At 49.4% G+C, this 21609-nt stretch carries 14 protein-coding genes; all 14 read right to left on the bottom strand.

Going from position 1 to position 21609, the window contains the following annotated elements; genetic code table 11:
- Window positions 1-3 precede the first annotated feature (3 nt).
- On the bottom strand, window positions 4-3111 hold the full coding sequence (locus AB4111_RS28075) for an alpha-mannosidase (RefSeq protein ID WP_442034387.1): 3108 nt from the start codon (window positions 3109-3111) through the stop codon (window positions 4-6).
- On the bottom strand, window positions 3108-5420 hold the full coding sequence (locus tag AB4111_RS28070; RefSeq protein ID WP_442034385.1) for a glycoside hydrolase family 3 N-terminal domain-containing protein: 2313 nt from the start codon (window positions 5418-5420) through the stop codon (window positions 3108-3110). The genes AB4111_RS28075 and AB4111_RS28070 overlap by 4 nt, the downstream gene beginning before the upstream one ends.
- A 50-nt stretch (window positions 5421-5470) precedes the next feature.
- Window positions 5471-7690 (bottom strand): helix-turn-helix domain-containing protein, encoded by a 2220-nt coding sequence (locus AB4111_RS28065; protein WP_442034383.1) that lies wholly within the window; start codon window positions 7688-7690, stop codon window positions 5471-5473.
- A gap of 178 nt (window positions 7691-7868) precedes the next feature.
- A complete protein-coding gene (locus AB4111_RS28060) occupies window positions 7869-9506 on the bottom strand; it encodes an ABC transporter substrate-binding protein (RefSeq protein ID WP_339239076.1) in 1638 nt (545 codons plus the stop codon).
- Window positions 9507-9634: 128 nt separating this feature from the next.
- Window positions 9635-10543, bottom strand: coding sequence for a carbohydrate ABC transporter permease (locus AB4111_RS28055; protein ID WP_253429122.1), 909 nt, complete (start codon window positions 10541-10543; stop codon window positions 9635-9637).
- A gap of 15 nt (window positions 10544-10558) precedes the next feature.
- Entirely contained in the window at window positions 10559-11536 is a 978-nt protein-coding gene (locus tag AB4111_RS28050) for an ABC transporter permease (protein WP_442034380.1), read from the bottom strand.
- Between the two features lie 379 nt (window positions 11537-11915).
- Window positions 11916-13328 (bottom strand): alpha-L-fucosidase, encoded by a 1413-nt coding sequence (locus AB4111_RS28045; RefSeq protein WP_442034378.1) that lies wholly within the window; start codon window positions 13326-13328, stop codon window positions 11916-11918.
- 264 nt (window positions 13329-13592) lie between these two features.
- Window positions 13593-13718: a hypothetical protein gene (locus tag AB4111_RS28040; RefSeq protein ID WP_442034376.1), complete on the bottom strand. Its 126-nt coding sequence runs from the start codon at window positions 13716-13718 to the stop codon at window positions 13593-13595.
- A 771-nt stretch (window positions 13719-14489) separates the two neighbouring features.
- Window positions 14490-15548: a Gfo/Idh/MocA family protein gene (locus AB4111_RS28035; protein WP_442034374.1), complete on the bottom strand. Its 1059-nt coding sequence runs from the start codon at window positions 15546-15548 to the stop codon at window positions 14490-14492.
- 255 nt (window positions 15549-15803) lie between these two features.
- Window positions 15804-16670, bottom strand: a complete 867-nt coding sequence (locus AB4111_RS28030; RefSeq protein ID WP_442034372.1) for a sugar phosphate isomerase/epimerase family protein — start codon at window positions 16668-16670, stop codon at window positions 15804-15806.
- 105 nt (window positions 16671-16775) lie between these two features.
- A complete protein-coding gene (locus AB4111_RS28025; protein ID WP_442034370.1) occupies window positions 16776-18557 on the bottom strand; it encodes a glycoside hydrolase family 35 protein in 1782 nt (593 codons plus the stop codon).
- A 1-nt stretch (window position 18558) separates the two neighbouring features.
- Window positions 18559-20019, bottom strand: coding sequence for an alpha-L-fucosidase (locus AB4111_RS28020; protein WP_442034368.1), 1461 nt, complete (start codon window positions 20017-20019; stop codon window positions 18559-18561).
- A 31-nt stretch (window positions 20020-20050) separates the two neighbouring features.
- Window positions 20051-20818: a copper homeostasis protein CutC gene (locus AB4111_RS28015; RefSeq protein WP_442034366.1), complete on the bottom strand. Its 768-nt coding sequence runs from the start codon at window positions 20816-20818 to the stop codon at window positions 20051-20053.
- A 531-nt stretch (window positions 20819-21349) separates the two neighbouring features.
- Window positions 21350-21541 carry a hypothetical protein gene (locus AB4111_RS28010; protein ID WP_339239064.1) on the bottom strand — a complete coding sequence of 64 codons (192 nt, stop codon included), beginning with the start codon at window positions 21539-21541 and terminating at the stop codon, window positions 21350-21352.
- Window positions 21542-21609 lie beyond the last annotated feature (68 nt).

The following is a 21609-nucleotide window of genomic DNA, read 5'->3' as shown; positions in this document are numbered from 1 at the left end:
AGATTACGTATTTGGATTCACTGGAACAAGTTTCACTGACTTAATTTCATACGGTTTGAATGTCAGTTCGAATGTACCGTTCGGACAAGCCAACGGATGGATCTCATCCTCCAGCAGATTAATGACAGACGCCTTAATTTCCCTTTTAACCCATTCGACATGTACCGTTTCCCGACCTCCTGAAGATTCGTAGAAACGCAGCACCGTTCCCGAGCCATCTTCTGCGGGCTTGATTGCATCCAGAATGACATGCTCACTATGGAACTGAACCCAAGCGTGTTCAGACGGCAAGTGACCCGAAGACGGACTCACTGCAACAACTTCCACCGGATGATTAAGCTCCATTGCGCGGCGAACGACAGCAGCTTGTCGCCAATCCCCCTGATGTGGCAGGAACGAATATGTGAATTCATGGTTGCCCTGATCAGCATGTTCATCCGGCCATTTCGGGGCACGAAGCAGGGACAGGCGAATCGTCCGATCCTTGATGTCGTATCCATACTTGCAATCATTCAGCAAACTGACACCACTATTGCCTTCTGAGATATCCGCCCAGCGATGCCCGCAGACCTCGAACTGCGCCTGCTCCCAACTGGTGTTGTTATGGGTTGGACGCTCCAATGCTCCAAACGGAATCTCATAGGCTGCTTTCGCTGCCACCAGATCCACCGGAAATGCCACCTTGAGCAGCTTATGACTCTCATTCCAGTTCACTTTCGTATGGAAATCAACACGCCGCTGGTGACGATGCAAAATGATATCCTGGCTGATCTCCGATTGATTCAGCTTCCACACATAACGCAGCACATCTCGCGTAGCTCCGCGCTGTACAACCTCTCTGGAGACTAACTGCACCGCACCTGCCCGCTGGGATTCAAACCGCGGATCGATATCCCAGGCATCCCAGTACGTCGGTTTATCATGGAAAAACTGCCACTCATTCGCCCGATCACCGGGCTTCAGCCAGTCGCGTCCTACCGCTTTGTCATACCATCGGGTGATCTCTCCCAAGTCATTGAACTCAAGCGTGTAAAATTCAGTTTCCCATGTGGAAGGGAAGGGTTCTTCTTCCCTTCCTGGAAGGATAACATCCGGTGCCTCGCGCAGCCATATGGTTGTATACCCAAAAGCAGGAATCGATGGAACATGCACAAGCAACGTATACTTGTCTTCTTTTTGCTCCAGATCACTGGCCAGACGGTTTCCTTGACGATCGAATGCAGCCATCCCGGCGAGGTGTTCATCGCCTGTAATGGTGATATTTTCTCCACGTTCCCAGCCGAGGCTGTTAAATATAATGTAGGGAAGACCATCAACTTCATCGGTTACAATGTTCTCCGCAAGGATATCCAGCGTTTCTCGCAGTGCGGATGTACCGAGTGAAAATACCTTCGTGTACTCCTCCGTGGACGTTACATATACTTCAGGAATCGATGTTCCCGGAATAATGTCATGAAACTGGTTAAGCATGATCAGCTTCCAGCCTTCATCCAGATCATTCTTCGTGTGTGCAGCGCAAGCTCCGGCAAATTGCCCCCAGATCTCCGCTTCCCGGTACAATACCTCTGCCTTTCGGTTGCTACGTTTGTTCCTCGCATGGGTCGTATAGGTTCCCCGGTGTAACTCCAGGTACAAGTCCCCGTGCCACTTTGGCAACGTTGGATTATTGGACGATATGTCTTCGAAAAAAGCACCTGCCGTGCTGAATTTGCTGATTGGCTGCCCGACCATCAAATGGGATCGCTCCGCAAACTCCACCATCTCATTCGTCACACCGCCGCCACCATCGCCATGTCCGTAGAGCAACATCTGCTCAGGATGCACATCCTTCTGTTTGTACGATTGCCAATGTTCATCCACATCTTTGGGCCGCGTATGCTCATTCACCCCATGATTCAGATAGGCCAGCACTGAAGTACCATCAATGCCTACCCAGTCGAAGAGGTCATAAGGAAACGCATTGGTGTCATTCCAATTCAGCTTGGTGGTCATAAAATAAGGAATATTCGCAAGCTTCAGCATCTGCGGCAAGGAAGCACAGTAGCCAAAGGTATCGGGCAGCCACTCGATGTTAGAGCGTTTGCCAAACTCCGCCTGGTAGAAGTCCTGTCCATACAGAATCTGCCGGACCAACGACTCGCCACTCGGAATGTTCAGATCCGGCTCCACCCACATGCCTCCAACCAACTCCCAGCGACCTTCAGCAATGCGTGCTTTCACTCGCTCGTATAACTCCGGGTAATGCTCTTTCACGAAGGCATACAGCTGCGGCTGGCTCTGGGAATACACAAAATCCGGATACGTGTCCATCAAGGTACACATGGTCGAGAACGTGCGACTGGACTTGCGAACCGTCTCTCGCACAGGCCACAGCCAGGCAATATCAATGTGGGATTGTCCAACCAGATGCATGAAGCCACTTCGATATTCCTCCGGGTCTTCCTGCTGCACTGACTGTACCAGTCCATGTTCAAAATTCTGTATCCATGCTGCATCACTCCAGCGGTCCGGATTATTGTACATCTCATCCATCACCTGGTGAATGGCCTGAACAAGTGCCATCCGCTTGGGCTCCTTCTCGTTATATGCCCGGAGCGACTCGGCGAGTACCGTCACGCTGTACATCAGGCTCTGCAAGGGCTGATTGATATGAACCAATGCTGTACGAATGCCCTGAATAGGCGGCTGAATCACAGCTTGTCGATTGAGTGGATCATGTGGCTCCGGGATCGGATCGTAGAGTTCAATCTCCAACTGCGGCGTATTCCCTACTCGACTTCTCGGAAGAGGTACGAATCCGTGATTCCGATCCAGTCCGTGATACGGTAAGTCATTCACCTTCAGCAGCCCTTCTCCTCCAGTCTCAAAAATCAACCCAATGGCTTGATCCTGCCAACTGGCTGGAATCTCCACACATTTACTCAGAAAATACGTCGTTCCGTGTACACTGTTCAGCGGATTCAAGCTTTGCATTGCCTTGTCCGCCTGCTCATACTCGTATTCCCCTGGCCGAATGTATCTGGCCTTCTGCATCTCCCACGCTGGAAGCTCGATCGTATCCAGCCACTGCGACCGGTTCATATCCTCAATGAATCGTTGAATTCGAATCATACCTCCACCCCCACCTTCTGAATGTGCAGACTGCAAGCGGTCCAGTCAGCAGAACTGCGGCCAACCATGAGTCTGAATTCACCTGGTTCCACAACAGACTGGAGACGGGAGTCGATCAGTGCGAGATGTTCTTTTTGCACAGGGAATGTAACGGTCTGGGTCTGTCCTGGCTCCAGATGGATTTTGCGGAACCCTTTCAGTGACATTTCAGCCCGCGTGACCGAAGCTGATACATCGGTGATATACAACTGTACAACCTCACTTCCCGCAACCGCTCCGGTATTTGTGACTTCAACCATCACCTGTGCTTCATCTTCCGGACCGATCACTTCCGGCACTACCCTTACATTCTCGTATTTGAATTCGGTGTAGCTCAGTCCATATCCGAACGGATACTGCGGCGCAAGATCCATCTCCAGATACCGCTTGCCACGCGTGCGTTTGGCATGATAATAGACCGGGAGCTGCCCAACATGCTTGGGAATGGAAACCGTAAGACGGCCAGATGGATTCACATCGCCAAACAGAATATCTGCGATCGCGTTACCACCTTCCTGCCCTGGGTACCATGCTTCCACAATGGCCTGAACATGCTCATCAATCCAAGGTTCAGCAATGGGACGGCCGTTGATATAGACCACGATAACGGGTTTCCCCAGCTTATGTAGCTCCTGCACCAGCTCCAATTGAACACCCATGAGATTCAGGGAAGCCCGGTCAATGCCCTCGCCGCACTCCATATCATTCCATGGGTCATCGGTTACCACAGACGCTCCTGTCCGCAAGTCGATCGTGCCTTCACCAAAATCGCGGGCGCTGGAACCACCCATCACCATCACGACGACATCGGCCTGTTCCGCACAGGCGAGCGCTTGCGCAAAGCCCTCTCTGGAATCGCCTTTAATCCGGCAACCAGGTGCGTACAGCACCTGACCCGAATCCACGCCAAGCTTGCGCGTAATACCATCCAGTACGGTGACGATCTGTTCTCTCGGCTGTGGCGAGGTATAGTCCCCGAGCTGGTTATAGATATGGTTCGCATTCGGACCAATGACAGCCAGCTTCGTGCCAGTTTTGGAGAGTGGCAATACCGCCCCTTCATTTTTCAGTAAAACAATCCCCTCTTGCGCAACTTCCCTCGCCAACTGAATATGATCCTCACATCCGATGACCTGCTCTGCAAATTCTGGATCAACGAAGGGGTGCTCGAATAACCCGAGTCTGAATTTCATCTCCAGCACCCGCCACACAGCCAAGTCCAGATCTTTTTCTTCGATCAGTCCCTGCTCCAACGCCTGACCGAGATGTTTGCGATACATGTACCCGGACATCTCCATGTCCACACCAGCCTGGAGGGACTGCGCTACGGCCTGCTCCCCGTTCTCGGCGGTGTTATGTCCATGAACCAGCATCTGAATGGCGCCAAAATCAGTAATCACAAACCCATCAAAACCCCACTGCTCGCGCAGCAGGTCATTCAGCAAATACGTACTGGACGTGCACGGTACGCCATCAATCTCGTTATAGGCGGTCATCACAGAGCAAGCCCCGGCTTCCACTGCCTTTTTGAACGGCAACAGATCTATTTCATGCAATTCACGTAATCCCATATGCACAGGTGCTGCATTGCTCCCACCCTCCGAACTGCCATAAGCTGCAAAATGCTTGAGTGTCGCCACAATCGTCTGGTTGGAATCAAGACGGTCACCCTGTAATCCCTTCATGGCTTCTACTGCGAATTCACCAATCAGGTATGGATCTTCGGCAAAACATTCCTCCGTCCGCCCCCATCTCGGGTCACGCACGACATCAAGCACCGGGGAATACGTTGCCGCTCCTCCCTGGCTCCGGGTCTCCACAGCGATGGCTTCACACATCTTGCGGTATAACTCCATATTCCACGTGCTGCCCACCGTTAACGGTACGGGAAACACTGTCGCTCCAATTGCCATATGCCCGTGTGAACACTCTTCCCCGAACAGAATGGGAATGCCCAGTCGGGAATGCTCCAAGGCATACTGCTGGATGACATTCGTGGCAACGGCTCCTTGTCGTGGTGTCAGACCTGTCTCCAGCGTTACTTCAGTCCATGGATCGGCCCGAAGTACACCATACAGAGAACCGACTCCGCCCAGTTCCATGTCCGCTTCGAACTCTTCCGTGACCTGTACTGTGCCATCTGCTGCCTTCACATACGTCTTCCAGCCCATCGGCTGTATGAGTTGTCCAATCTTCTCTGCCGTTGTCATCCGTCCGATCAGATCCTGAACCCGCTCCTGAATGGGAAGCGAAGCATCTTTGTAGTCCATATGCACATTCTCCTTATGCGTTCGGAATTAGTTAGGCGCGTGAACTTGCGTCACATGGCCTTACGGTAGTCACTTGGCGCCACACCCACCACGTTCTTGAAAGCCCGATTGAAGGAATTATAGTTGGTATATCCCACTTCTTCACTGATTTCCTGAATGGCCTTATCGGTCTCCTGCATGAGCAACTTGGCTTTTTCGATGCGATGACTAATGAGCAGATCCACGAACTTCTCCCCAATCTCATCCTTGAAAAGCTTGCTCAGATACTTCGGATTAATATCGAATCGATCACTAAGGTAGTTCAGCGACAGATCGGGATTATTGTAATGCTCTTCAATATATTTGCGAATCTCTAGAATATGAGATCTGTGTTTACGCGAACATTGCAGCGTCTTCATCTGCAGGGCCAGTTCCCGGAACCCTTCCCAGCACAGCTCACGCAAATCGTCTAACGTCTCCCAGCCTTCAAGCCTTGGGAGAAGCGGGGTGAATATAGCGGCCCACGAATCCTGGTATTCCCGTGGAAGTTCGGCAAATTCCCGATTGTAATGTTGGAATAACAATTGGATCGTATTCATAATCTCCTGGCGGGACAAGACGGACTCACTGATTTGTTCAAACAGTCTTTCAAAATGCTTTTCCCAGACATCGTCCGATAAACGCATTGCCTGTACCAGCAGTGAGATGGTTTTCAGGAACTCATACACATCATTGGTCGAATTCGGCACATCGCTACACGGAATGATGCGATTTATCCCCAGTACAGCCTTGTACTCCAGCGCGTGCACAGCTTCTTTCAATGAAGCTCTCAATCCCCGAATATCGACAGCAACTCGACCCACACCAATGGTTACGGTGAAGTTGAGATACTGATCGATTCTATCCAGATAACCAGCCAGCAATCGATGCTCCATCTCCTCGGCCTGTTCCATATCCGGCATCCAGAGGATGGCGTACAGACGCTGATCGGAGATCCATTCAGCCCATACTTCCGTTCCTTCATGGCGTGCACTCTCTTGCAGAATACTGGACAACACAAATTTCAGGAGGGATTGGTCCTGATGATGATACTCCGCCACAAATGCATCATACCGATCCATTTCAATTACCATGACGGCCCAACGATGCTCCAGCTCAGGCAGTTTGAACTTTTTCATCTCTGCTGTCAGATCCGTGCTCGTAAAATCTCGTGTGCCTTCAAGCAACTCCTGAAAGAACATCCTTTTCTGCAAAATCAGATTCTCTTCATGCTCCTCCTGATATTGTCTCGTCTGATCAATCATGCGTTCCAGCGTGGTATGGATGAAACGGAATTCATTCTCTTTGCCATAGTTCAGTCCGGATTGTTTCTGCGAAGAGACAGTCTGAATTAACGTGACAATCTGCTGAATCGGCTTGTAGTTTCTGCGAGTCACATAGATCACCCACACCACGCCAATCAACACAACCACTACAGCAAAGGCAAACCAGATATTATAAAATTGCAGAGCCCATTTGACGATTTTGCCGTTATTGAGACCTGTCTGCACCTTCCAACCGCTATAACTCGACGTAAATTCAGAGAAGACTTCTCCCGACGTGGTTTTAGTGGAAGCTGTAATCCCTTCCGGCATGCTGCTATCCCACAGATTGCCGCCTGAACGGTTGAAGATGTTCACAAACGTAAATTCCGGATCATACATCTGCATGATGGACTTCCTCAGGGTACTCAGGTCCACGTTGGTGACTACAAGTCCTTTGCCGTTCCCTACACTTCGCACAATCGTACTCACCTGCTCCGTTGCTTGTGAAGGGAAAGCCCGGAATGCTCGTGCCCCTGCCCACTTTTGTTCATCCCTCGTCCGGCTATCTGCAATAAAGTCTGCATCCGGGAACTCTTCAATCGGAACAGCCTTCCCGTTACTGAAGACCGTGCCATCTCCATATCGAACAAGATATATCGAATCGATCAGCGGATACTCTATTTTCAATTCATCAACTACCTGGACCGCCTGAATGCCGGCATACACATCATCGCTGCCAGATACCGAGAAATAATTCTTCAAGTTAGGGTTGGTCAAAATCTCACGCAGTACCTTGAAGTCAATGGAGCGCAAAGAGTTGTCCAGATATTGTGTGACCTGTGAGGCCAGGAATTCATTGGCCTTAAGCGCTTCTCTACGGTTCTGTTCATTGAAGACCTGGAAGAAAATAAAGAATAGAATGGTCGTCACAATAAAGAAAACAGGCAGATACGATAACAGCAAACGTCTAAACCAATTGTTGTTCATCTCCGAGATCCCCCCACCATTACTGTTCATGCTGAATGACGACAGTCATTTGTGCTGATCGCTAATTTTCCATAAATATTCAGTACATTATATCGGATGACGTGGGGTTGTCATAGGAGAAGACTGTCCCGGTCACGGGTGACAGACGGGACAGCCTCTATATGGAATCCTTCAACAATTATTGATTCTTCTCAATGGCGCGCTGGTAGATCTCAAGATAATTACTCAGCCCAAGACCATCGAAGCCTTTGACATATGCATCCCATTCCTTATCAATGCTCTTGCTACCGATAATGAACTGTGCCATATTCGTCTGCACATAATCCTTGATGGCAGTAGTCAATTGTGCAGCTGATTCCGTATCCTCTGGACGGATAAACACGTTCGCAGGATATACTTCTTTTGGTGCATAGGGTTCATACACATTGGTAGCTTGAGCCAGACGTGTACCATAACCCTCTGCTTCCAAAGGGTTCTGCCCTTCGGCAAACAGATTACGGAATGTGTTGGACAAGTCATGCGCTCCGATCTGTGACCAGCTCTCGTTCACAACAACGTTTGGATCACGCTCAGGCAGGTTGTAGTAACTGTATTTGGCAGGCTCGCCATTGATGTTTTTCTCATCGGCATCTGCCTTTTTCCAGCCCTTGCCTTCGGTTGGTCCATACTCCGCGTACAGTGCACCTTCTTCACTGAACATGTAGTCCACAATTTTGATGGCTGCAATCTGCTGTGCTTCTGTCGCTTTGTTGGTAATGGCAAACTCAAACTCACCGACGCTCTGTGTGGCGCCTGTTGTCTGCACGCCATCCGGCCCTTTCAATGGAGGGACAATATCCCAGTGTTGGTGACGAGTGATGTCTTTGTCATAGGTATTTACGAGATAGCTGACCAGCGCCGTTGTAATGGAGCCGACCACCTCATCGCCTTCTTTGTTGCCCAGTTGTCCAATCGCCTGATCGTTCTGCGTGAAGGAAGCTGGATCAATCAGGCCATCTGCATACAGCTTGTTCATGTACTCCAGCCCTTTCTTCCATCCTTCCTGATTGGCGGCAAAACTCACCTTGCCATCGTTCACGATCAGGTATTTGTCGTTGTCATTGTATATGAAACTATTCATCAGATAGGCATCAATGTTGCCATTCCATACATACTTGTTCGGTGCACCCGTAAGTGGAATCTCGTCGGCTTTCCCGTTACCGTTGGGATCCTGTGTCTTAAACGCCTTCAGAACGGTGTACAGTTCATCGGTTGTTGTTGGCATTTTCAGACCCAGATTATCGAGCCATTCTGTGTTGATCCAGTATTTCTGTGCATACGTACAGTGGTAACATTCATTGAAGATCGGCAGTGCATAGATGTTGCCATCCGGTGCCGTAATGGCTTCTTTGAAATATGGCTTCTCTTCCATAATCTTGGTCAGGTTCGGACCGTACTCCTTAATCAGATCTTGTAGCGGAAGGAACACGCCCTGTTTTCCATAGGTTTGAAGGTCTGAAGTGGTGAACTTGCCGTGAAGAAACACTTCCGGATAATCACCACTGGCCAGCAGCAATTGTCTGCGATCCTGCAAGGCGTCTGTAGGGGCCAGATCCCATTTTAGGGTAACGTCGAACTTGTCTTCGATAAATTGGGTAAATTCATTCTCTTCCATGGACGCTTTGCCTTGCGGAGCAAAGAAGGTCATGGTTACAGGACCGCCGCTCTCCCCGCTACCGTCGCTACTTCCACCCGATTCCTCGGATGAACTACATGCGGACAACAAAGCCATCGAAGCAAAGACCAGAAACAACATCGAAATCCAAGATTTTCTCAATCTGACTCCTCCTTTTTGTTCATAACGGCAAACCATTGGTTGTAGTGCACACGTATCAAATCACTCCCGGAAGCCGGCGTGTTCCTTCCACCTCCTTTCAAGAGGCAACCGGGCTTAACTCACAAGGATTAACCTTTGAGGGAACCAACCATGACCCCTTTAACAAAATGCTTCTGTACAAATGGATACATGATCAGAATTGGAATACTCGCAACAACGATCAGTGCATATTTCAACACCTGCTCAAACCCTTGATCCCGCATCTGTTGGCTGGTATTGGCAAGCATCGCCGGATCAGCCGCGTTCAGGATGAGCAGATTGCGAAGCACGTATTGCAGAGGGAACAATTTCTCAGAGCGCAGGTAGATCAGTGCATCAAAGTACGCATTCCAGTGACCTACGGCATACATGAGTGTCATAACCGCCAGAATGGGCTTCGATAAAGGAAGAACCACGCTGATCAGATACCGGATATCCCGGCAACCATCCATTTCTGCGGCCTCTCCAAGCTCTTCCGGGATGGAAGATTGGAAGAAAGTCCTTGCCACGATGACTTGGAACACCGCGAGCGCCCCGGGCAACCACATCGCCCAACGTGTATCCAGCAGGTGTAAGTCCTTCATCAGGAGGTAGGTGGGAATCAGACCGCCATCAAAGAACATCGTGATCATCATGAAAATGATAATGGCTCCTCGTCCATAGAACGACTTGCGTGACAAGGGATACGCCAGCATGACAGTCAGTGCCACGTTAATGAACGTGCCCACCACGGTGTAGATGATCGTATTATAGAAACCGAGCATCAGCTGTTGGCTTTTGAATATGGAGATGTACGCCTTAATGTTAAAGTCGACCGGGAACAGCCACACCTGACCGGATGTGACGGCCCGGGAAGAGCTGAACGAGGAACTGATGATATACAAGAGCGGGTAAAACACCGTTAGCAGTATGGCAAACAGAAAGATATAGTTAAATGTCATGAAAATGCGATCACCGAGCGGGTCCTTGATCCGGTTACGATTAATCAGGTTGAACATGGATAAGCTCCTCCTTTACCACAAGCTGTTCTGGGATACTTTGCGCGATATGCCGTTGACGATAACCAGCAGGATCAAGTTGATAATGGAGTTGAATAACCCTACTGCCGAGGAGAAACTGAAATTCGCACCAATCAGACCCACCTTGTACACATACGTGGAGATGACCTCCGAAGCGCTTGTGTTGAGCGGATTCTGCATCAGGTATATTTTCTCGAAGCCCACGCCCATAATGCTGCCCAGACTCAGAATCAGCATGATGACGGTGACTGGAACGAGTGTTGGAAGGTCAATGTGCCAGATTTTCCGAAGTCTTGATGCGCCGTCCATCCTCGCTGCTTCATACAGGGATGGGTCAACACCAGCAAGAGCTGCGATATATATGATGGATGAATATCCCATGCCCTGCCACACACCTGACCAGACATAGATCGATTTGAAGTATTCCGGAATGCCCATGAAGTTGGTCATCGGGAAGCCGAGCAGTGTGAACAGCTTGTCTACCACGCCCACATGTGGGGAGAGCATCAGAATGATAATGGATACCATGACAACGGTGGAGATAAAATGCGGAGCGTAAGTGACCATCTGCACGGTCTTCTTGAAGTAACCCGTTCGAATCTCATTCAGCGCCAGCGCCAGTAGGATTGGAATGGGGAAACCCGCAATTAAGGAATAGAAGCTGATGCCTATCGTGTTTTTGATTAACAGCCAGAAGTTTGGAGACTGGAAGAAGGCTTCGAAGTGTTTGAAGCCAACCCAAGGGCTTCCCCAGATCCCTTTGACCACACTGAAGTCCTTGAAGGCGATCTGGACACCCACCATAGGGATGTACTTGAATATCAACAGATACAACACGGGGGGTAGCACGAGCAGGTAGAGCTCCCAGTGCTTCTTGAGGCTTCTGATGAATGGATGCTGCCGCTTGGGCTCCACATGTTTCCTCTGCTGGAGTTCCAACTTGGCGGATATGCTTTCCGTGGCTCGACTCATTTGCGTCACTCCTTCTACACCTCAAGTGTAATAATACATTACATTTACATCCCTTAAACATCCTTTTTTCTGATCTAATTCCCTTGTTAAATATAATTGATGTAAACATTCATATCAGGTAGCGCTTTCTTGATTTGATAGTACATCGCACGGTAAACTTTTATCAATTTGCAATTTTCTCCGACTTCTCTTTATTCCATAAACCCTTGTGTGGCAAGCGATTAAGAGCTGTTTTTGGTGGAAATTATGTTCCTTATGTATCAATAAAAAAATCCCGGAGGTGGTTAGATCTCCCCCGGAATTAACATGACGTTCTGTGCATGCATGTTCAAAAAGTTAACGATTCAGCACCGAGAAGGGGAACACACTGGAACAATCTCTATGCGCTTGTGATCAATCTGAACGTATGTGTGATGGGTAATGCACTGGTTGTAACCGATTGTGGAAGTTCCACGAGAAGTCCGTCTTCCGTATGCTGATACGTAAGTACGTCATCGCTACCGATGAGTTCGACCCGCTCTACCTTTTCCAGATAAGGAATGACTAACTGTGGTTGTACGCTCTCATGTTCGTTTCGGTACAAACGGAAGGCATATACGGTATTGATCTCTTCCTTCTGCGTGAAGGCCCAATCTTTCGTAAAATATGGCCCGCAGATCCGGGTTCCATAGACCCCTGCTCCATGAGTACCCAGCCATTCACCGAGGCCCTTGATGCCTCGAATTGCCCCTTTTGGCAGACGACCATCGGGTTGTGGTCCTACATTCAGCGCCAGGTTACCACCCTTGGACACCACTTCGAGTAGAATATGTGCCAGCTGTCTTCCCGTTTTATACTGATCATCGAATCCGAAGGCAAAGGAGTTGCCCACGGTAATACAGCTCTCCCATGGAATGTTCATCGGATGTTCCGGGATGGTCTGCTCAGGGGTAACAATATTCTCATACGGTCCACCTACAGTGCGATCTGCGGACAGCAGCCAGGGCTGAGTGGTCTGACGCGCCCGGTCCACGACTTCTCCAAGCCTGATATCCTGACCATGGCGACCTTCACGCACCCAGCCGGCATCCAGCCACAGACATTCGATCCGCCCGTAATTGGTCAGCAGTTCCATGATCTGCTCATGTGTGAACTCCACGAATTTCTCCCACAGCCACGGATACTTATGGGGATCATACGAAGGGCCGCGCCACATATGACGTCCACGCTCCATACCCGGTGCCCAGTAATACGGGGTATGCCAGTCCGCTTTGGAGAAATACGCTGAGATGCCGAGTCCTTTAGCCCGAAAAGCGTCAAACAGTGCTCGACAGATGTCCGCATACTTATGGGTATGAAAAGGCGTGTCCTTGCCCGTAATCCGGTAATCGGTTGTCTTCGTATCCCACATGCAGAAACCATCATGGTGCTTGGTGGTGAACAGGAAGTATTTGAACCCGTTATCTGCCGCCATCTGTGCCCATTCCTCAGGCTGGAAACGAATCGGATTGAAGGTTTTGTTGAGATCGAAATATTCCCGTTTAAAGTCTTCCATGTCATCCGTCCAGTCGATGTCATCACGCGACCAATCGCCATCCTCGTCGCTCAGCGCCCAGGACTCCACGAGACCAAGCTGGGAATACGGCCCCCAGTGCATCATCAGCCCCAGCTTCTGGTCCTTGAACCACTCCAGCCGTTCATTCAGCAGCGGTTCCTCCGGTCTGATCCACTCTTCCTCTTTGCTAAAATTGTGCACCCCGGCTTCGACAATCTGCTCTTCCTGCTCCAGTACGGTTTCTTTGGTTTCGCTCATCCTGATTCATCTCCTTGGATTCGATGTCATACGCTGAACACATAGATTTACACTCGGCCACTGCGCGGTCAGAATAATCTTCCGATCGCTGTTATCCCCAGATTTTTTGATTATTTTCCCAAGGGGAAAATCCGGGGATAAAGGCGAACACTTCGCTTCTCCAGATTTTTTCTGCCCTCTCCGTTATCGTGTAAACGTTTAGTTCAACTAAAAAGGACATATTAAATCCTGTCATTTTTAATGTGATAGGATCTTCCGAAGCTTTTAGCTTTGCTGCTTCGGACTTGGTTCTGCACTCTCCGTTTTGGCGTAAACGGTAAGTTTATCTATTAAGGGGCGTAGTAACTCCGTTATTTCGATTGCGGTGCCATCGCCAATCACTATGAACACCTTATTTCCTCCTCTTCCTCTGGAAAATCGGGAGGAGAAGAATGAGTGCTTCGCTGCTTCGGATTGGTTCTGCACTCTCCGTTTTGGCGTAAACGGTAAGTTTATCTATTAAGGGGCGTAGTAACTTTGTTATTTCGATTGCGGTGCCATCTCCAACTCCTATGAACACCTTAATCCCCTCGTTTCTATAGGGAAATCCAAGGGCGGAAGGCGCGCGCTTTGCTGCTTCGGATTGCTCTTGTACTCTCTGTTTTGACGTAAATGGTAAGTTCCGACATATAAAGGGCGTAGTCCGTCCATCGGTCCGATTATGGTGCCGGCTCCAATTACTATGAATCCCACATTCTCCTCTTGCCTCTAGGGGAATGTAAACTGGCTGATCCTGGCGAATGGATAGAAAATTTTCTAAGAGACTCAGGGCGTCTTATTCAGCCTTTTGGTCCTCTTTTTAAATTGTAAGGAACATCAGACACGTTATTTCCCGAAATTAGCTGAAAATAATGCTGTAAACTGCTGTTTATTCTCATATAGCGTGTGTCAGGTTCCTTAGATTTCTACTGGGGCTTCAGATCCTTCAATAAGACGCCTCAGATTCGTTAGCACTCGCTCCCTACTCTGCTCTCTGCTCCAACCGCAAGCAAAGAGGACGATTCCGAATCTCGCCCGGAGTGGAGCTTTTCATTGAGAAGGGAGCGAAAATGCCCATAACTTTCAATGCCGCGGGAGCAGTAAAGTATCAATACAGCGTCTCAACGCCATACAATTCTACCTTTACAGTGTGATTTCGCGTCCCTGACGGGCTGATTCGTAGATGGCACAGAGCATTTTCATCACCTCTACACCGTCCTCGACGGGGCTAAGTGTTTCTTTGCGGCCCTGGGTACTATCGATAAAATGGTTGATTTCATTGCGGAACGAGCCCATAAAGTCGAATGATTTGAAATCCACCTGTGGCGTCATGTTCAAAATGGTGTTGAATTTCTCGCCAATAATCGAAATTTCCGGCTCCAGCTCGGCACCGCCTTTGTCACCATATAGCTTGACCGAAGTCTCATCCGCTTTGGCATGGAGCGTGAAGCTGACATCCACGAGCAGGCTCGCACCATTCTCGAAACGAATCAGGGCATTCGCCATATCCTCAACAGTGTTCTGTTCCGCATCATAGTCTGCCGCTTTGTAGAACGACAGATTGTTAATGTTCGAGCGGTTCCCCAATCGGTTGGACACGTTAGCAGAGACGGATTTCACCTTCGGTCTGCCCATCAGATACCAGCAAATGTCGATTACATGCACCCCGATATCGATCAGAGGTCCACCGCCTGAGCGGTTGATATCGGAGAACCAGCCACCTGGGTTGCCCAAACGACGTAGACTGGAGGCTTTGGCATAATAGATCTCGCCCAGTTCACCCTCATCGATAAACTTCTTCAGAATCTGTGCATTGTCACTATAGCGGCGAACAAAACCAACCTGCAGCAGCTTCCCACTGCGATGAACGGCCTTCTCTACCTCGAGGGCATCCTCCACCGTCTGGCAGAGTGGTTTCTCACATAACACGTTTTTGCCTGCGTCCAGCGCAGCAATGCTAATCTCGGCATGGGAATCGTTCCATGTACAGATGCTGACGGAATGAATCTCGGGCATTGCGAGCAGTTCCTTATAATCGGTAAACACATGAGGTGCATTATATTGCTTCGCGACTTCTGCGGCACGTTCTGCATTCAGGTCGCAGATAGCGTATATCTCAACGTCAGGATTACTGGCATAGGCTTGCAAGTGGCAATCGGATATGGATCCGGCACCGATGACGGCGACTTTCAATTTGGACATAGTGCTGATTCCTCCATAAATAAAATAATTAAAGTTCTGCAGAGTAGACGTTCCGGTTGCGAATCGTTCTTCCGATCACTCTTATCCCCAGATTTCTTCACTCACCTTTTTGCAAAGGGGAAATCCGGGGATAAAGGCGCACGCTTCGCTTCTTCAGAATCGATTTCGCCCCCTCCAATACTTTTCTGAATGAATTAACTTTCTTTTTGAGCCATACATAACAAGTCATGTTTCATTTAAAACAAATACTCAGCCCTATGCCTCTTCCCACAGGCGGCGGACGTTATCCATGGCAATGCGTGAGGCGGTTTTGCAATCCTCCATGCCTTCAAATTCAACCGAGATATATCCGTCATACCCGGATTGTTTCAACACCCGGAATACCTCAGGCATGTCAATATCGCCATGGCCCACAATGGCACCGCGCAGGTAATTGCCATGCGAGGTTTCGAACCAGCCTTCACCGGGGTTCCGGTAGGAAGGTCTCCAGTAGAAGTCTTTGGCATGCACAATCGACGCGTACGGAATGTTATTTTTCACAGCATTCACCGGATCTTCATCCACACAGAGGAAATTGCCGACATCCAGGGTGGTTTTGAAGTTATTCCGCGCCGTTTCGTGGAGCAAACGCTGAATTCGCTCACTCGACTGCACATAGTACCCATGGTTCTCAACGCTTGTTGTAATTCCAAAACCCGCTGCATAATCGGCTATCCGCTGACAAGCCTTCACCAGTACCGGTAGGTCAATCTCGAATTGGGCTACGGTTCCCTCTGGTGCAGGGCGAAAAGCCACATCATGACGCATCTGCTTCACGCCGAGCGCAGCAGCCACATCCACATGTCGCATCACATTCTGGATCTCTTGCTCCAACGCTTCGGCGTCCTCCTGCACAGCAAAGTTAGCACCGATGGCATAATTGGAAATATCGATTCCAACCTCTTTTGCCACAGCTTTAATCTCATCAATCAACTCCGGATGTTCGATCAGACTGAATCCCATCGGTACAATCTCCACATGTTCCCCGCCCTGATCGGCGATCCAGCGAATGGCATCGGGCACGGTTAATTCTTTACGATCCAATGCTTGTTGCAGACTGTAGGTGCTGAGTCCAACTTTCATTTTTCCTCATCCTCTCCTGTAGTTGCTGTCCATACCCAACGTATACCTTTTTCCGGCGGACACGACAATTCTCAATAATCGTTTGGCTCACCTATTTTCCTTTTCCTAGCCCAAATCCGGTGTATCCACCAACGTTACGGCCAGATCAGCCGTCTGGTGGAGTTCAAATACAATAATTTCATTCTCACCTTCGCGAAGGAGCGGGGCAGGTACGTACAACGTTTTTTGCGGTCCTTTATTCCAGTAGCGTCCCAGATTGAATCCGTTTACAAATACAACACCCTTGGTCCAGCTGTCCAGACGCAGAAAAGTATCTCTTACACCCGTGAGTTGAAAACTTCCCCGGTAAAAGGCTGGCCCTTCCCCTGATCTCTCTCTTTCTTCACCTTCTGCCGAAGATTGCTCACTAAATTGTAGACCCGACAGATCGGTTAATGGCAGACAATGAATCGTCCAATCGAATAAAAATTGAAAGCCATGTCGCACCCCCTCCGTAATGCCCTTTGGATCTCTCAGGTACGGGCCATAGTTGATTCGCCCCATATTTTCAACAAAGATCAATAGATCTGCGCCTTCTGGAGGTACTTCAAACGAAATCGATACTGCTGTATTCCCCCGTTCCAACACGCCCTGAAAATGCCCATCAACAAACACAAGCGCACGGTCACGCACCTCCTGAACCACCAGTTCCTGTCGCTCCCTGGGCCCGGATATCCGGGTTTGATAACAAATAAATCCATAATCCTGACCCAGCTTCTCCATCGGTTCTGGATTCGTGCGTTGCACCGGGGCTGATATCCGGTCCAATTGTGTAAGTAATGACGCCTGCTGGTTCAATTCCACTCGCCCATAGGCAAATGTCCCCTTCGATTCTGGCAGCACAAGCTCACCCATATCTTCGTTGATATACCGAGCAATAAGATCACGTACGGCATGAAATTTTGCTGTTGGCTCCCCGGATTCACTGAGCAGTGAATCGTAATCGTAACTTGTAATGGTGGGTTCATATTGATCTTTCTGCTGACAGTTCGCTCCGTTATAAAATCCAAAGTTCGTTCCACCGTGGAACATATAAAAGTTAACCGAAGCACCTGCCTGAAGCATCTCCTCAAACACACCAGCCACATCTGCGGCTTCCCGGGTATGATGCGACTCACCCCAGTGATCGAACCAGCCGTTCCAATATTCCATGCACATCAAAGGTTCTTCTGCCTGATACTCACGCAGCTTGGCGAACGCTCCTTGCGTCCCTGATCCAAAATTGACTGTAGCCAGATGCCCTGGTACCGACCCTGCCTGTAGCATGTGATCTGTCGGTCCATCCGAAGTAAACAGAAGCACATCCATACCTCGGTTCACCATGCCATCCCGTAAATATTGCAGGTAACTCGCGTCATTGCCGAAACTGCCGTACTCATTTTCAATCTGCATCGCGATGATCGGCCCACCATGGGTGCTAAGAAGGGGTTTCAATTTGGGCAAAAGCACATCGTAATAACGATCCACATTCGCCAGAAATTTTGCATCATTACACCGAAGACGGATATCATCAGCTGCAAGCAGCCAGGAAGGTAATCCGCCAAATTCCCACTCCGCACATATATAAGGACTTGGGCGTACAATCACATGCAGACCCACATCATCCGCAATGCGGATAAAACGTTCCAGATCAGCCATGCCATCAAAACAATACTGCCCCGGCTGCGGCTCATGAACATTCCACGGCACATACGTTTCCACTGTATTGAAACCGCAGGCTTTCAACTTGAGTAGCCGATCCTCCCAATATTCGGGGACCACTCTGAAATAATGGATAGCACCCGACAGAATCCGAATGGGCTCGCCATCATAAATGAATTGTGAACCTTTATACGTTAGCAACGCCATTTTACAACCCTCCCCGCTCGCTCAGATATATGCCTAACCCGGACAACGTAGGATACCATCTGGATTCATGAATGGTTAATCGCATCTTTCTCGATGTAACCTGTGGGAAACAGCAAATTCGTTTATACCCCACCACCGTCCCTGTGTAGAATTCTTCCCAATCCCTATCTGCCCTCTGTGACTCCAGTGTAAAACGCTCAATCCGTTGGCCTGTCTCGATATGTTCCATCAGCACCACCCGGTCAAACGTCGTTTCCTCCTGCAAATCCAGCTCGATCCAAGCCCGCTCCGTTCTTTCATGAGGACACCAATACGTATCCCGTCGTTCCGTCAGCACCTCCGATACGACATGTTGTTCATCCATCGTCTCCGATGCTGTTACCAGCGCCTGCAAGGCCAAATTTTCCTGAAAAATGGTGCGTAGCGAATCTCCCAATTCCTGTAGTCGCTCCACATCCCGTTCGTGAATGAGACCACGCGTATCCGGTGGCAGATTGAGCAAAAAGGTGGCATTGCCCCCTACTGCACCGTAATAGACGGCGAGCAGTTCTTCCAATGTTTTGACCTGATCATCCTCACTGGCATGATAAAACCATCCCGGACGAATTGAGGTATTCACCTCGGCAGGGTACCAGATCAATTGCTCACCTTGGGAACGAATGACCTCTCGGCTTCCCAAATCACGGTCCTGCGTATTAATCCTTGTGGCAAACTCACCATCATCCACTTGCTGCGATTGCTCCTGAATCTTCTCATTATCCTGCATATGTGCGGGCACAACGCTCCATTCCGATTCCCGCGTATGCCCCGCTTCATTGCCACACCAGCGAACATCCGGGCCACATACCGAGATAACAGCTTCGGGCTGGAGTTCACGAATAAGCGCATAATAGGCGTCCCAGTCGTAGATCTGTCTTTTGCCATTCGGACCCTCACCACACGCGCCGTCAAACCATACACAGAAGATGTCGCCATAATTCGTAAGCAACTCGCGTAACTGATGGAGGAAAAACTCGTTATACCTCTCGGAATCTCCATAAGTGGCTTCATGCCGATCCCAAGGAGACAGGTACACGCCAAACTTTAATCCGCCCTCACGGCAGGCATCGGCGACTTCCTGAACCAAATCCCCCGCACCGTTCCTCCATGGACTGGCCGCGACCGTATGCGCTGTAAACTGGCTTGGCCACAAACAAAATCCATCATGATGCTTACACGTCAAAATCAGCCCCTTCATCCCGGCAGCCTTGCATGCCTGCACCCATTGCGCTGCGTTCAGTTCAGAAGGATTGAAGATCAACGGGTCTTCCTCCCCAGTGCCCCATTCCCGATCCGTGAATGTATTTACCGTAAAATGAATAAACCCGTAAAACTCCATCTCCTGCCATCTCAACTGGCGTTCGGATGGGCGGATCTGCGCTGCGGTTGTAATCCATTCGGCTGATTGCAGTTCATGATTCATGGTGTTATCCCTCCTTTTATTTCGTGCATTCCTATGTCACTGGACCATCCTTGCTTTTTGGACCGTTACGGATTGCACTACTGTCCATGAATGGCTGTGATGCGTGCAATAACTGCTGCTTGGCTTGAGCGATAAGCTGCGAATCTGCGGGATGGTCAAAGCTTCCTTCACGGCGTACACCTGATCCCATATGGATCTCCGTGATGCCCGTCTGACTCACTAGCGTTTCAATTCCCTCTATGGTGACCCCAGACCCTGCCATGACAGCGATGTTCAAGGTTTGCCCCAGTTCCTGAATCTGTTTCAGTTCCAGTATGGCTTCAGGCGCTGTCCGTTTCCCTCCCGATGTAAGCACACGCTCCACGTTGCCCCATGTGTTAATGGCCTTGAGTGCCTCAGTCAGGCTTGCGCTCACATCAATTGCACGATGAAACGTAACGCCCAAACCCTGAGCTTCCGCCATACATGATTGCAAGGATAGAAGGTCCACTTCACCCTCTCCCGTGAGGGCTCCGATCACGATGCCAGCGGCTCCAAGTTCCTTCGCAACGCAAATATCACGGGTCATGGCGTGGATGTCATCTGCGCTATAGCGGAACGAGCGGCTGTGGGGACGGATCATGACATACACCGGAATGGATACCTGGGACACGACATGCTCCATAACGCCATAACTTGGAGTAAGCCCCCCTTCAGACATCGCAGACACCAGCTCAATCCGATCGGCCCCTCCCTCCTCAGCTGCCTTGGCATCTTCCACATCCACAGCAATGACTTCCAATACAGGCTGTCTTTCCATAAGGATCGCTCCCTTCACTTCATCGAAGATTATTCATGCGTAATAAGGTAATCATCAGCAGGCATGAAGTCGTAAGTAGATACTTCTTAAAGTGTAATCTTGAGTTCTCACCCAACCCTCGCACCTTTACCCCGTATCGATATCCATCACTCGAACTTCACACAGCCTGATCCATGACATAAAGGACCGACTGAACGCTTCATCAGCGCTCCTGCGGTCCTTCTTCATCATTGTGGGCAACGGTCAGCTTCCAGAGCGCAATCCGAAAAGGCTGACCTTCCTGAAAGATATATTGTTTGTCGGCAATGATCTTCATGAATGGATTCTCCTTTGGGTACCAGAATGGACTAGCAAATAGAGAGTGCAACGTATTTTACGTGCTTTGTTGAATCATTATGTTATTTTTGTTATCTACAATGTTATTAACAATTAGCAATAGTCTAAAACGTTAGGTTCGGAACGTCAATACAAAAAAAGACACCCCAAGGGTGTCTTCATGTCTCGGATAACCTTATGATTATCCGAGCTTTTCTATTTTTTACGCCGAGCCTTCGTCATTCGATTAAACATAATCAGTGCCGCAATGATCATGGCAATCATGGCAATATTACTTGCCACTTCTTGTGATAAGCCAAAAAGAACTCCCAGGTTAGTCACCAGGCCTCTTACAATCAGCGCCACCACAACTAGCAGGATTGGACTCATAAAATTATAATTTCTCATTCTTCGCAACACCCCTGACCCCATTGTTCAGAACTCCAAAATCCCATAACACTATCATAACAGTAGCT

Source organism: Paenibacillus sp. 2KB_22, from assembly GCF_052115745.1.
In the GTDB taxonomy this organism is placed as follows: Bacteria; Bacillota; Bacilli; order Paenibacillales; family Paenibacillaceae; genus Paenibacillus.
This window is presented reverse-complemented; position numbering and strand designations above follow the sequence as displayed.